The sequence below is a fragment of the Arthrobacter sp. B2I5 genome (genome assembly GCF_030816735.1).
Lineage (GTDB): Bacteria > Actinomycetota > Actinomycetes > Actinomycetales > Micrococcaceae > Arthrobacter.
This window is the reverse complement of sequence record NZ_JAUSYF010000001.1, coordinates 3,274,759-3,289,414: the sequence shown is the minus strand read 5'-3', so window position 1 is coordinate 3,289,414 and position 14,656 is coordinate 3,274,759. Positions and strand designations below refer to the sequence as shown.

Below are 14,656 nucleotides of genomic sequence, written 5' to 3'. Positions count from 1 at the left end.
CAGCCAGGTGCACGGGTCCACATTGGTCAGGGCAACTTGTCGGGAGCTGGAGTCGCGCTTACGAAAAGCCTGGTGTCGCCTGATAATTGCTGAATGAACATGCCTGCCCAGGAACAACGGGAAGAGACAAGGCTTATCGGACACCAAAAGAAAGAACTTTGGATGGGGGCCGAGTATCTGACTTTGTCGGACCTGTGGCCGCAGAATCCGCGAGCAATCCTCGTAGGAATTAATCCCACTGACGCCAGCGTTCGTGTGGGGCACTATTACCAGGGGCTGGCTGGCAGGCGTATGTTTAGGATGTTACATGACGCCGGTGTCTTGGAGTCCAGGCAGCACAAAGATGTGCCCGGTCTTTACGACGACGATTTGGCACTTTCTCAAGGCATTGGCTTCACCGATCTGGTAAAGCGCCCTAGTCGAAACGCTCAAAGTCTCAAACTTGCGGAACTGGAATTTGGCGCCCAAGAACTGGATAGGAACTTAAGGACACATGCTTCGCCGCTCGTCATATTCGTTTTCAAGAAAACCGCTCAAGTCCTTTTTGGAACATTTGAAGGAATCGGGCTACTTGGCGGCCTGGAGATAGGAGGGGCACGCTGTTTTGTTATGCCCCACTACTCAGCGCGCGTTCCGCTCCGAGACGTAACCCTCGCTCAATTGAAGAGACTGTGGAACGAGACTTAGCCCATACAGTTGGTCGATTTCACAACGTCAGTCAGCGTCTCGGACGGGGAACATCTTCGCGCGGGGGATCGCATGGACGGGACCTCCATCACCGGGCGCTTCCTCCAGCCCTCGTCACATGATCTAGCTGCGCCAGGATCTCCGCATGGCCAGTGAAGTCGATGTAGCTGCAGCAAGTGAACGCCGCAGCAGACTGGTCCCCAGCTGCGCCAACGATTTCACCAGCTGAGCCGGCCACGCGCACGTACCAAAGACGGAAGCCTTCCTGGCCGTCCGCCGTCGGACTTCCCCAACGGGCAGTTTCGACGCCCCGGATGGTGAACCCCGATATCCGCCGCATCTGCGCCCGCGATGGGTGATGGGGCCAGTGAGACTGGGGGAGTTATGCACCCGTAACGTGGGGAAAGTCCCCTTCGGCCATCCAGTTTCGTCACCATGGCGTTCTAGAAATGTCTGTGGTGCCAGCTACATTGTTACAACTGAGATAGCACGGCCCGGGGTGGCCATAAAACTGGGGGCAATAGTGGGTGTAGACGCCGGCGTCGGATCTCTCTCTAAAGCGGGTGAGGTTCAACGGGAGCAGTCCTATTTCGACCAAGCGAAACATCACCGCGACAACCAGGCGGCGGCCTGGTCCCTAGCTACTGCCTCTGCTGGTACAGCCGTTGAGCGCCGCGCCTATAAACATGCGATGGAAAAACGCAGGGTTGCCTCTCCCGATGACCCCGTTGCGCTCTCCCGGATCGACTATGAAGACGGCGACAAGCTGTATATCGGGAAGGTCGCCATCTTTGACGACGAGAAGAATCTTCTCGTGGTCAATTGGCAGGCTCCGGCCGCCGCTGTGGCTAATCAGGCTTCTGCTCAGGATCCTATGGGGCTTCGCAGCAAACGTGTCTTCAATGCACCAGCGAACAAAATTATTGACTTTGAAGACTTCATCTACAAGGCCTTGGCCGAGGCTGTAGATGAGCTCGACGAACACAGTTACACGGGTGATGCCTTACTACAGGCTCTGAGCCGTAAGCGCGGCTCAGAGATGACGGATATCGTCAAGACAATCCAGGCCGCTCAAGACAGGCTTGTGCGTGCTGACCCGGATCAGCTCCTCGTCATACAGGGCGGACCTGGCACCGGAAAAACTGCCGTGGCACTTCACCGTGTCTCTTGGCTCCTCTTCAATTATCAGGATGATTTGCCACCTGAGGACGTTTTGGTCATCGGGCCCAATCCGACCTTTACGAAGTACATACGAAGGGTTCTACCGGATCTTGGAGACGACGACGTAGTCCAGCAGGCACTACAGAATCTCCTGTCGAGCGACGTTCGGGTGAGTGGGGAGGACTCCACTGACGCAGCGAAAATTAAAGGCTCGGCACGCATGAGCCAGGTTTTGAAAAGCGGGCTCAAGCAGCGCATCCGGGTTCCGGCCGCGGACGTGCGAATTCAGCGGCGAAATACGGTCCTTACTGTTTCCATCCCTGCGAAATCGGTCGCTGAGGTCTTGAGCAGCATGCAGTTCGAGACGTTCGCGGACGGCCGCCGTCGCTTTAGGCAGCGGCTCGTCGAGCTGTGCGCGCCGCTGCTGGGCAATATCCGTCAGGTGGCCCCGGAACAATTTCTCGATGTAAGAGCTCTGGAGGCGGAGGTCGAAAAGATCTGGCCGCAGATCACCCCTCAGCAATTTCTTCGGGATCTCCTGGGTTCGAAGGAACGGCTCAAGCGCGCCGCATATGGGCACTTGACCCTGGAAGAGATAGAGCTGCTGTACCGCCAGCAATCAGACAAAGTGGGTGATGAGCCTTGGACCTTCGCTGACCTTGCCTTGCTTGATGAGGCGCAGGTGCTGATGCGCGAGTCACCTCGCACGTACGGACACATTGTGGTGGACGAAGCACAGGATCTCTCCAAGATGCAGCTCCGCGCTATCCGCAGACGGTCCAAGAACGGGTCAATGACCGTCGTGGGTGACATCGCTCAATCGACGGGACCGTACTCGCGGGACTCCTGGGACGACGTCGTGCAGATTCTCAGTTCGGGTACCGCTGACAGCACCGGCTCGCACGTTGTGGAGCTTGAGCACGGCTACCGGGTCCCGAGGCAGGTTTTTGACGTCGCCCTGCCAGTGCTCAAGTCAGCCGCACCTTCTATAACTCCACCCCGTATTTTGAGGGACGTTGAATACGAGCCGCGTTTCCTTGGGGTCAGCCGTGAGGAACTGGCCCACGACGTATCCCGGTCAGTATTTACCCATAGCGGACGAGGCCGATTTGTTGGAGTGATCGCCCCGACCCACTTATGGCCCGAGCTCAGAGCCGCATTCCGTAATGACGATCTGCAGTGGAGCGAATCAACCCAAGGTGAGCTATCCACTGCCATCAATCTTGTCACTCCCGAAGATGCCAAGGGGCTCGAGTTTGACGCCGTCCTAGTGGTTGATCCGGCGGGAATTCTGGCGATGCCGCACGGCGAACGTATGCTGTACATCGCTTTGACGAGGACTACTACTCATCTCGATGTGATTTATCCTCTCGGGTCCCTGCCCGAGATTCTTGGCGGCCCGGACAAAGCGGAGCCCGGGGTCTCGCAGGACGGTGAACAGACAGGACAACTGTCAGAGGCAGACGCGATGATTTTGGTTGATGCAGACTTAGGAGCCGATTCCGCTGTCACCGATGCCGAACCCGTCAGTACGTTGGCAGACAACACGTCCGACGTCGTCAGCCCCGAGGAAGATATAGCGTCCTTCGGGGGCGAAGCCATCACTGAAGGTACTGCCGGGAGCGAGATGGCCCGACTGGATGGGATGCAGCAGGCGATGGCTGCACATTGGGCCAAGTTCTTCTCGTCCCAGCTGATTGATAACGTGCCTGCCAAGTTAATTCCGGCTGTCGTGGAGGAGCTGGCCCGCATGGCCTCGGAAAAATGAATACTGCGCAGAACTTGATTCAAAATTGCGACGGCTGTCGTACTTTTGGGCTGGAAACTCAGCAGACCAACCGGACAGATATCCTTCATTGAACAATCGGCCCGATACGGCCGGAACGTTGAGTGAGATGCAGCAATTTTCCGCATGGGGCGGAAAGGTAGGAGAATCCGTGTCGACAGGCAGTGGTGTCTTGGACAAGAAGCTCACGTTGCAGATGCAACGGTGGCGGGACGACCTGTTGTCGATCGACAGGCGTCAGAGGCTGGTTTATTTTCAGCACCCCAAGAGCGGAACTTTTGAAATTGTTGAACCTGGTTGCGCCGGTGTAGAAGCGTTGGTAGGTGACGGCGACGTCATGCTCGTGAGCAGCGAACCGGCCGACGAGGAGGCGGGCGAGTCCGCACTGTCCCTAAGGCTTCCGACAAAAGGTTCCCGAACCCTACGCGTCGCAGGTAAAACGGCTGCCCAGATCTTGAGCACCTCAAAGCGGTTGCACCAACGCTCGGAACAAGAGTATGCAGACCGGGGCGTATGGACCCTTTATCTAGGCCACGGCATGCTCAATTGGATAGATCCTGCTGACGGAAAGAAAATCTCCAGTCCGTTGCTGCTGGTGCCCGTCCGTCTAGCCAAGGAGGGGAAACAGTATGTGCTGAGGCGAACGGAAGATGAGCCGTCGCTGAATACGGCGCTCGGCCTCAAGCTGAGCAGGGACTTCGGACTGGACCTCCCGGAGTTCGACATAGACGACCTGAACGTCGCGACGGTGCTTCCCGGTGTGCGGAAGGCTATCGCGCACTACACAGAATGGACTGTTGACGAGCGGGTAGTCATGTCCATCTTCAGCTTCCACAAGGAAGCCATGTATCGTGACCTTGAGCAAAACGAAGCCAAAATCTCAGCCAATGGCATGATTCAACTCATGGCCCTGGGGCCGGAGGCGCCGAACTCGGAAGCTTTCTCCTTTGACCCTGTTTCCGACGAAGACCTGGACTCCAGCCTGCCGCCGGAAAGGCTTCACAGCATCCTTGACGCCGATGGAAGCCAAAGAAAGTGCATTCTCGCGGCGAGAGATGGCCGGAGCTTTATCATGGACGGGCCTCCAGGCACTGGCAAGAGCCAAACCATCGCCAACATCATCGCTGAGCTCATCGCTACAGGGAAAACGGTGCTATTCGTCAGCGAAAAGGCGGCCGCCTTGGATGTGGTGCGCGACCGGCTGACGAGCAGGCAATTGGATCCGTTCCTGCTTGAGTTGCACAGCCACAAGGCAACCCGTAAGCAGGTGGTCCAGACACTGCACGCTGAGCTCACCAGACGGCCCATAGCCAAGAGCGCCTTCTCAGAAACGGACCGCTCTCAACTCTCTAAGAGCCGGACTCGGTTAAGCGACCACGCTGACGCCATGAATGAGGTCCGAAGCCCATTGGGGCGGAGCCTTTTCGACGTCTTGGGACGCTTGGCGCAGCTGACAGATGTCGGCGAGTACCCTGCTGGTGATCCCAGCAAACTCGGCTCGCTTTCCGCCGACACTCTTGCTGACATCCTGCTCAGCGCAACGTCCCTTTCGAAGGTTTGGCGCCCAGCGGCTGAGGGCGAATCCTTTGCCTGGCGAGGTCTAGCCGGATCTGGTTTTACCCAGGCACAGGTTAAGGAAATTGAGAAGTGCGTTGATTCTATGGCACTGGCGAGTGACCGCCTCCTGCGGACCGTCAGGCTCTTTGATGCGCAAATGCCATTCTGGCCTGTTGCCCTAGACACTGCAGGCATCCGCTCTCGAACAGAGCTTTCCGCCCTTCTAAGTAAGAAAAGGAAGACGCCACAACACTGGTATTCCGATCCTAAATTCCCTGATGTCCTTCGCAGGATTGAAAAGCTTCAGGCTGACGACACTGAGTACAAGGCCAAGGAGTCTCAGATCAGCGGGCTATGTGATGACCGCTGGGACAAGGACGACAAAGCCCTTACTGCTCCGCTTGCAACATTCCTTGAACGCGATCCGGCCATTTTCAGCCGCCCCCTCAACCAGTTTCCGTTCGGCCAGCTCGACGGTATCGAGCTGGCAACTACTGCAACTGCCTCACTGATCGAGTCTCTATTCGGCAAGGCCAATCAACTGGGCGTGCTCTTCGATGTTGAACCGCAAGCCCTGACGCTCAACAAATGCCGTGCCCTTTCGTCCCTGGCGGAGCTCAGCCAAGAGGGTAGCCTCCCGGAACCAAGCTGGATCAACCCGAGCATTCAGGGGGCTTTGGAGGAAAGCACCCGTGTCCTCGGGGAACTGGCTGCAATCGTGCGGGAGCGTCAGATCGCGCTGGAGTCGACATTCAATCCCGAGATTCTTGCCCTTGACCTGAAGGGCCTCAAAGCACGCTTTGAGCTACAGCACCGTGGATTGAAAGCATGGAGTAAACAAGCCCGCACTGACAAGAAGACACTTCGTGAGGCGACCGTCGCCGGAGTAGTCAACAAAGAGATCATTGGGATGCTTGGCGATGCGATTGCCTGGCAGACAGCGCAGGAGAATCTCGCTGCCAACGAACTCGAGTACGGGCCGCGGCTTGGCAGTTACTACCGAGGTACAGCAACTGATTTCACGAGAGTGGCCCAGGCTCTTGAGGTTGCCAGAACAGCTTTGAAACTGGCTGGGGATGACATAGCAACCTCCGCTCTGGCCCGGCAGCTCAGCAAAGCCAGCGCGCCGGACGAAGAGCTGATCCCCCTAGCGAAAGACGTCGCCAGCATGGTGGAGCGCTTCGGGGTTGATACACACGCACTATTCGGCCCCGTTTTCCATGAACAGGTCGGTGATCTGCCACTGACGCACATTCTGGGAACTCTCAAGGCTGCCCAGGAGAATTTCTCGACCGCGGGGCTCCTGCGAGATCGGCTTTCCGAGATGCTCGGCGACACGGCGACTCCACTAGCGGCAACTACTGCTCTCCGGCACATCAATGACTTGGTAGAAATGGACGAGAAAACCTCACAACGGTCGCCGGAGGACTCGGAGGTTTTGGGCAAAAGATACCGTCCAAGGAAGACCGATTGGGCAGCGATGCGCGCCGACTACGCCTGGGTCGAAGCTTTACGTAAGGTCATTGGAGGACGAATCGATGAAGATGATGTCCGGTACGTTGAAGAATATGACGGTACCGACCTTGACTTGGCTGGTGGCCATTCCACGTGGCTGATGGCCAGCGACAAGCTGCTCGCCTTCTTCGATCCGGAGCGCTCGGTCGAACTCGCGGCCGAACTGGACGAGGACCTTGAAGGCGCAGAGGAGCTCCTTTCCAGACTGGGCTCTAACGTGGCTGCTGATGTCGATGTGTGGTTTGAATACAAGAAGCTTTTTTCTGCACTTTGTGACGCGGGAGTTTCAGAGACACTGATAGCACTGCGAGATTGCCATGCGTCGGCTAACCTCGTGATGCCTTCCGTTGAACGGGCAGCACTGGAGCCTTGGGCGGAAAGCATCATTGAGGGCGATGACAGGCTCTCCGAACACCGAGCGTCGGGCCGGGAAAGCCTGCTGAAACAGTTCCAGGATCTTGATTCAAACCTTGTTGGCAACGCCCATGCCGACGTCGTAACCGCCTGCGTTGCCCGACGTCCACGAAGCATGGCTGGGCCGGCGGCGATTATTGCCCATGAAGCCAACAAAAAGTCTCGTCACAAACCCATCAGGCGATTGCTGGAAGAAACTGGATCAGTGGTTCAAGGGCTGAAACCCTGCTTCATGATGAGCCCCCTTTCTGTATCGCAATATCTTCCGGCAGGATTCGTCTTCGATGTCGTCATCTTTGATGAAGCCTCCCAGGTTATGCCCGCAGACTCAGTCAATTGCATTTACAGGGGTAAACAGCTCATCGTCGCGGGGGACCAGCGACAGCTGCCGCCCACGTCATTCTTTTCGGCTGCAGATGTCGAAACAGACGACGAAGACGAACCGGACAACTTCGACAGCGTGTTGGACCTCTGTAAAGCGTCTGGGGCTATGGTGTCCCTCCCGCTTTCGTGGCATTACCGCAGCCTGCACGAAGATCTCATTACCTATTCGAACTACCGGATCTACGAAGGAAAACTCAACACTTTCCCGGGCGCAACCCAGGAAGCTGATGACCTCGGTGTACATTATGAATTCGTTCAGGGCGTCTATCAGCGCGGTGCGGGGAGCAAGAATCCGATCGAGGCGGAACGTGTCGTGGATCGCGTTCTCGAACATCGCCGAATCAACCCGGACCTTTCACTCGGGGTCGTAACTTTCTCAAGCCAACAGGCCGAGGCGGTTTCAGAAGCCATCGAACGTCGCGCAGAAATAGAGCCCATATTGATGGGCCTCATGGAGGACCATGACCGACTCCACGGGTTCTTTGTGAAAAATCTCGAGTCCGTTCAGGGCGATGAGCGAGACATCATCATCTTCAGCATCGGCTACGGGCCGGACGAAGCGGGCAAGCTGGCAATGAACTTCGGTCCGCTCACCCGGAAAGGCGGCGAACGACGGCTGAATGTTGCGATCACTAGGGCACGTCGTCGGGTGGAAGTAGTTAGCTCATTCCATGCCGGAGACATGACTGACGGTGCGTCGGCGGGAAACCGTCATCTGAAGAACTATCTGGACTTCGCCGCTCGGGGCCGGGCCGCCTTGGCTTCGGATATTTCAGGGTCTGTGGGGGACGCCGAGAGCCCCTTTGAAGAGGAAGTCATTCGCGTAATTCGGTCCTGGGAATACGATGCCGTGTCTCAAGTCGGAGCCGCCGGATACAGAATCGATATAGGAGTTCGTCACCCCAACAAGCCAGGAAGTTTCATGCTCGGGATTGAATGTGACGGCGCGGCCTATCATTCCGCTAAGAGCGCTCGTGACCGAGACCGGCTGAGGGAATCCGTACTGCGGGGCCTGGGCTGGGATATCTACCGCATCTGGGGCCTCAGCTGGTACAGAGATCGATCCACTCAAGAAGTCGCGCTTAAGCAGGCACTTGAGGATGCCGTTGCAGGAAGGAATGCGGTTCCTGCCATTGCTCAGCCAGCAGAGGGCGCAGGATTGATGGAGTATGAGGAGATAGACCTGTCTGCCCCGCCCGCTTGGACGGTCCCTTACACCTCCGCATCCAAGCCTGCCCATCGCTACTGGTACCAACCGGGGGATGGCGACGCGCTTACGGACCTCATTCAATACGCCGGTCATGTTGTGAGCGTTGAGGCGCCCCTTCACGTCGATACCTTTCACACACGGTTACGGGAGCACTGGGGAGCCGGGGCCATCGGTCCGCGTGCCAAGGTCAACATCGAAAGAGCCCTATCGCTCGCCAAAGTCAGCGGCATGAAGGTGAAGCTCGATAAGGAAGGGTTCATCCGCGTCGATGGCGCAAACGCGGTGAACGTCCGACGCCCTACCGGACAAAGTGACATGCGTAAAGCGGGCGCGATTCCGCCGGAAGAGTTCGATGAGGCAGTACGCCTCGTTGTTGCTGACTCAATAGTCATCACAGAGGAGGAACTTCTGGTTGCCGTCCGAAATATCTTTGGGTGGGCGCGACGCGGCGTTGATATTCAAAATGCACTGCAGCGAAGCCTCCGGAGGGCTGTCAAGAAGGGATACTGCCTGCGCAGGTCTGACGGGTCCTACGAAACCGCGCAATAAGGGGTGGAGATGAGAAGCGCCCGGAAGGCGTGATCCTGCCGGGCGCTTCGTACTCCTGATGTGGGCGGCTGTGTACGCGGTTCCGGCCCACCGTGGGCGCGTAGTTATCCTCGAGAAGCGCCGGATGCGGTGTGAGTAGTGGATCGCTGTAATCTCATCGATAAGCACTAAGACCCTGAGGAGACGCTTGTGGTCCGAGCGGAAAACGGGACGCTTGCAGGTGTCCTGGAAGGCAAGAAGCAGTACCAGATTCCCCTTTACCAACGGGTGTACTCGTGGGGCAAGAGGCAGCTCGACCAGTTGTGGTCGGACGTCGTGGAGCTGGAGCGCACCCTTGGCGACGACCCGAAGGCGTCACACTTCATCGGTTCCCTCGTCCTCGCGAGCAGTCCTGACTTCGGGGCCATTGGAGTCAATAAGTTCCTGGTCGTTGACGGCCAGCAACGCCTGACCACTCTGACTCTTCTCCTGGCTGCACTCCGAGATCACCTGATCGAAACCGGGGAAACGGACCGAGCTCGAGGTATCGATGCCCAATACCTCATCAACGTCTACGACAATGGCAAGCCACTCAAGGTGATGCCGACGCAGACAGACCGGCCCGCCTATATGGCTGTTCTCAACCGCGCTCCTCAGGCCGGCGGAGAGGATACCATCGGTGACGCCTACCGATTCTTCCGCTCGAAGATCGCCGCAGCTGACGACCCAGACGACCCACACGACCTCCATCTGCTCGAGGCCGCCGTTGTCCGCGGACTGGCGCTCGTCGTCGTCACGGCCGAACCGTCAGACAACGCACACCGCATCTTCGAGTCCTTGAACAATACAGGCCTTCGCCTGACACAAAGTGACTTGCTCAAGAACTATCTATTCATGCGGCTCGGTGACCGTGCAGAAACCGTCTACGACAACATCTGGCTGCCCCTGGAGAAAAAGCTTGACTCTGAAAACCTCGAGTTGTTGTTCTGGCTAGACCTCGCTCAGCGCGATGAACGGGCAAAACAGTCCGATACCTACGTAGGACAGCAAAAGCGGCTCGAGAAACTCAAGACCGTCGACCAGGTAGAGGCTGAGGTAATCCGTATAGCCGGACTGGGCGAGGTGCTCGCCACGATTCTCAACCCTGCTGAGGAGAAACACAGCGAGATTCGCAGGCGCCTCACCAGGATAAAATCCTGGGGCTCGACAACCGCGTATCCCGTTGTAATGCAGATCCTCGCCCGCCGCGCCGCCGGCACCGCTGCCGATGATCAAGTGATTCGCGCTCTAACATACCTCGAGTCCTACTTCGTGCGGCGGATCGTTATCGGCCGCGCCACCGCCAACCTGAACCGGACACTGCTCCAAGCTGTTGGTGCGATCAGTGGCGCTGAGGACATCGACGTGGCTTTACGCGACTACCTGTCGCGGGGCCGGAAGTACTTTGCAACTGATCAGCAGCTTCGAGAGGCAGTTCAGAATGTTGCGTTTTACTGGCAGGGCCGTGGAAGTCAGAAAAAGCTGATCCTGCAGTGGCTCGAAGAGTCCTACCGGCCGAAGGAGGTCCTCGACCTCGACCCACGGCACCTGACTATCGAGCATGTCTTGCCCCAGACGATGACTGAGCCCGTACGGGAAACGTTCGCAAAGGATTTCGCCTCAGACGCAGACATCGATTACGAGCATGAGCGCGTCGTACACACCCTGGGCAACCTGACTCTCAGCGGCTACAACAGCGAGCTCAGCAACAAGCCGTTCCACGAGAAGCGCGAGTTGCTGGCAAAGAGCGGCGTTTCGATGAATCAAGCGATCGCTGCCCACACCACGTGGGGTGCCGACGAGATCAACGCACGCAGCGCTGAATTGGCAGAGAAGATCATCGATTTGTGGCCTGGCCCTGACGAAAGCATTATTGCTGTGGGCGAGGAACCGTCAGCTCTGCGCAGCCAAATTGCTGCGGTCGTAGCCGAAATCCCGGCTGGCCGATGGAGCTCCTATGGGGATGTCGCCATCGTGGCGAACACTTGGCCACAGCCACTGGCTGGGATGCTCGCGAACTATCCGATAGCGAACGCTTGGCGAGTCCTGCAAAGTGGCGGAACGATCTCGCCTGGTTTCCGCTGGCTCGAGCCCGGCCGGAATGATGACCCACGGGAGGTTCTGGAGGAGGAAGGAATCAGATTCGATGCCGAAGGACGCGCGGACCGCGAGCAGTTTATTGGCGCGGAGGAGCTTGCCAACGCCGCGGGTCTAGACGTCGACGAGAACGTGATTGCGGCACGACGCAACAGGGTGATTGGCCATGCTCGGACGGGAAACAACGTGGCCCTGAAGAACGCCCAGCTGGACTTCTTCGAGCGGGTACGCAACTACGGGATTACACATGCGACGAACATTGGAACGTGGCGTAAACCATCACCACAAAACTGGTATGACGTGAGCCTCGGAGATTCCCGTGGCGTAATCTCACTCTCGGTCAACTCCCAAAAGAAGCTCGTCACTGCGCAGTTTTGGATCAATGACGACAAAGGTCTCTTCGCGAAATTGCTGGCCCAGCGGACCGCCATCGAAGCCGACCTAGGGTTCGAGGTGGAGTGGGACGACAAACCTGACCGCAAAGCGTCGAAGCTTGTCAGCAGACGGCCCGGCGACTTCCTTGACGAGGGTCAGTCTCAGGAACTTGTGGATTGGCTCGTGACTAGGGCCGACACTTTTGCGCGAGTCTTGTTGAAGTACCTGCAAGACGGAGGTCTGCATGGAGTCTTGGGAGACCAACCTGTTTTAGAGTGGTGACCGGACGGGGCACACCGGTCCCGTAAGGTTCGTAATGAGCTGGCAGGGCGGTTGCCCGTTGCTACTTCTTCCGCATGTTGTCTATTACTGCCGCTACATTGCGGTAGGTCTCTTTGGCTTCTGGACTTGTTGCTGCGCGATAAAGTTTCTTTCCGTCCGCAACCAGTTTCCCGGCCTTGGCCTGCATCTCCGGGTCCTTGGCGAGAACGTAAAGCTTGGTAGTGGCGGTTTTCGCCTTTAGTCCGACGTCCTTCATCGCGGCTGCGGCTTTGTCTGCCTTTCCGGCCATGGTCTGCTCCGTATCAGTGGTGGCTATTTAATGAATTGAACAAGTGCAAAATCCGTGCATGCTTTCCGCACAGGGAACTAGGCGGCGACCGCTGGGAAAACTACGAGCGATCCGTTGCTTTTCCGTTCGATCTCAATTGCAATGTCATCCCGGTGGGTAGTTATCTGTAGTCCGTCACCCAAAGCACGCAGTCGATAGGCGGCTTGTAGCAGGTAGTCCACCTCGCCGGGCGTGAACGCGGGAAGGCGGAAACCGCCGTCGCGCTTCACCTCGAGCGCAGACAATTGAAGCAGAACCTGGTTGATACCTGACTCCAACTCGTCGGTGCTGCGCCCATCGTCGTGAAGCGTCCCGATGAAATTCTTAAAGGAATTGCCGGTGTCCTGCTGGGCGTGCTCGACTGCCTGAAGCACGAGCACCCGCCGTTTAAGGGCGATGGCCAGCCGTGCAATTTCCAGATGCGCCCGGAACGTGCCCCCGTCGTCTGTGATGCCGGGAAACGCCTTTTTCAGTTCGCTTACTTCGACTGCGCCGCCGGACAGCTCATCCAGCGCCGCTTCCCACTTCTTCAAACGCCTCCGGGCGGCAGCGATAGCGGTGTTAATGCCGTGTACAGAGGAATCCAGGCCGAGCGAAAAGCCGATCCGGCCCTGGTCCAAAAGGATCGAGGTAGCCTTGTCGATCCCTTCACGGCACCCGTCCAGCTCGTTGCGTTCCTTGTCGAGATTGTCCTCGTGCAACTGCTCTAAAAGGTCAGTGATTCGCTCGATTGCTTCCTGCCGCTGATGCTCGGCATACGCACTGACGCTGACGGCTACCGCCATCAGCACGAGTGGAGCTGCCACCGTCAGAGCTCCGGCGCTTGCCACCGCAACGCCTGCTGTGGCTGCCGAACCAGTTGCAGCGCCGGCAGTGCCTGCAGCTGCGGCTTTACCGGCAACAGGCACGAACGTAGCCTTAGCCATAATGCCGGTGGAACCGAGCAGCCCGTCATAAACACCTCCGGCAACAGCTGTCGATGGCATGGGTTTAACAAGTCCCTTGCCCACCTGTGCAGCAACCTTGGCGGGTACTACCATCCGATACAGCACCTCTCCCGTATCCGCGACGTTCAACTGCGGGGGAGCGGATTTCGCTGTTTGCGTTACCAGCTGCGTCAACTGCTTTGCCAGCGGACTTGCAACGTCAAGGGGAATCCCGCCCTTCCGATCGCGGGTCGGTGGCATGGAGTGCATTTCGAGTGTCGCTATGGGGGAATCCGCAAGCGCTGCCAAGACCGTTCGCAGTTCTGCCAGTCGAGCCGGCGTGATGCCTTCACGCCCGAGTACGTCCGCTACGCTGACGGCTTCTGTAGCCAGTGTCCATACCGGCACGACTGCCTTGCTGTCAGTAGTCACTTTTGTCCCCTCATGTAAGTGAAACCGCCTTGGCGGTGGGAGCGACACCACTTGAGGACCTAGATACATGGTCCTTGCCTAAATGTCACCGGTGGTTATCGTCCCACATGACCTCGGAATGCATGAAGTGTGCCGTCCTAAGCGTTGGGCGAGTCCCGCTACACTGATCCTGAACCAGCCAGACAACAATTTCTTGAAGGCAGTCAACAGGAACGGAACCCAAGCCGTTTCAAGGCAAAAGGGGTCCAGTGTCCGAAACATTCATTCAAACCCGTCGCGTTCATTGCATCTGCGGTGGCCGTTTTACTGGCTGCCCTGCTTGTAGCGAGCATGCTTGGGTTCGGTCCGTTTTCGAGCAGGAGCGAGCGGAACGAAACCGTTCTTCTGAAGTCCGTCAGAGACGTAAGCCAATACCACGCTGCGGTAGGTAATTTTGAGCTTTTGTTGGACGAGAAAGAAGACACCGGGGGGCTTCCCGAATTCATAGCAGGACGACGGACGCTCTTTGTGGCCGCTGGCACCGTCAACGCATATGTCGACCTCTCAGGCCTCACCGAAGAGGACCTTATTCTGTCAGAGGACGGCAAAGGGGTGACGCTGCGACTGCCCGACCCGCAGCTCGACAAGCCCAATATCGACCATGACCGGTCCTATGTGTATAGCTAAGATCGGGGCATCGCTGACGAGTCGTAGATGCGTTCACGGTCCCACAACAGGCGGAGCTCTATTTCCTCGCGGAATCGGATATGGCTAACGCTGCTGAGGGCTCCGAGCTGCGACAGCGAGCAGCTGAGAATACAAAGGCCATGCTGACAGGCCTGTTCGGTTCGCTCGGATACCAGGTCACCTTTGAGGAAGACTGATCGGGCAGATGGGTGTGGTTAATGGTATCCACCTAATCGCTTTGAGGTCCCGAGAGAACCACGCCTCTGATT

The 14,656-nt window shown here is 57.6% G+C and carries 7 protein-coding genes and 1 pseudogene; 6 read left to right on the top strand and 2 right to left on the bottom strand.

Annotated features, from left to right (window positions below):
- Positions 1-93: 93 nt before the first annotated feature.
- The 4 genes from QFZ60_RS15330 (at position 94) to QFZ60_RS15315 (ending at position 12,035) form a co-directional block, all read left to right on the top strand.
- On the top strand, positions 94-687 hold the full coding sequence (locus tag QFZ60_RS15330; protein WP_307091528.1) for a uracil-DNA glycosylase family protein: 594 nt from the start codon (positions 94-96) through the stop codon (positions 685-687).
- Between the two features lie 523 nt (positions 688-1,210).
- On the top strand, positions 1,211-3,616 hold the full coding sequence (locus QFZ60_RS15325; protein ID WP_307091526.1) for a UvrD-helicase domain-containing protein: 2,406 nt from the start codon (positions 1,211-1,213) through the stop codon (positions 3,614-3,616).
- A gap of 169 nt (positions 3,617-3,785) precedes the next feature.
- The gene (locus tag QFZ60_RS15320) at positions 3,786-9,263 is read left to right on the top strand and encodes a DUF3320 domain-containing protein (protein WP_307091524.1); all 5,478 of its coding nucleotides are present in this window, start codon (positions 3,786-3,788) and stop codon (positions 9,261-9,263) included.
- Between the two features lie 189 nt (positions 9,264-9,452).
- Positions 9,453-12,035 carry a DUF4268 domain-containing protein gene (locus tag QFZ60_RS15315; protein WP_307091522.1) on the top strand — a complete coding sequence of 861 codons (2,583 nt, stop codon included), beginning with the start codon at positions 9,453-9,455 and terminating at the stop codon, positions 12,033-12,035.
- A 61-nt stretch (positions 12,036-12,096) separates the two neighbouring features.
- Here QFZ60_RS15315 and QFZ60_RS15310 read toward each other — a convergent pair whose 3' ends face one another.
- Both QFZ60_RS15310 and QFZ60_RS15305 read right to left on the bottom strand, forming a co-directional pair.
- Positions 12,097-12,324 (bottom strand): hypothetical protein, encoded by a 228-nt coding sequence (locus QFZ60_RS15310; RefSeq protein WP_307091520.1) that lies wholly within the window; start codon positions 12,322-12,324, stop codon positions 12,097-12,099.
- A 77-nt stretch (positions 12,325-12,401) separates the two neighbouring features.
- The gene (locus QFZ60_RS15305) at positions 12,402-13,721 is read right to left on the bottom strand and encodes a hypothetical protein (protein ID WP_307091519.1); all 1,320 of its coding nucleotides are present in this window, start codon (positions 13,719-13,721) and stop codon (positions 12,402-12,404) included.
- 144 nt (positions 13,722-13,865) lie between these two features.
- Between QFZ60_RS15305 and QFZ60_RS15300 the strand changes: the two genes are divergently transcribed.
- The gene (locus QFZ60_RS15300) at positions 13,866-14,387 is read left to right on the top strand and encodes a DUF4230 domain-containing protein (protein WP_307091517.1); all 522 of its coding nucleotides are present in this window, start codon (positions 13,866-13,868) and stop codon (positions 14,385-14,387) included.
- Between the two features lie 38 nt (positions 14,388-14,425).
- Positions 14,426-14,584: pseudogene (locus tag QFZ60_RS21710) on the top strand (DUF4230 domain-containing protein); the annotation flags it as partial.
- Positions 14,585-14,656: the final 72 nt, after the last annotated feature.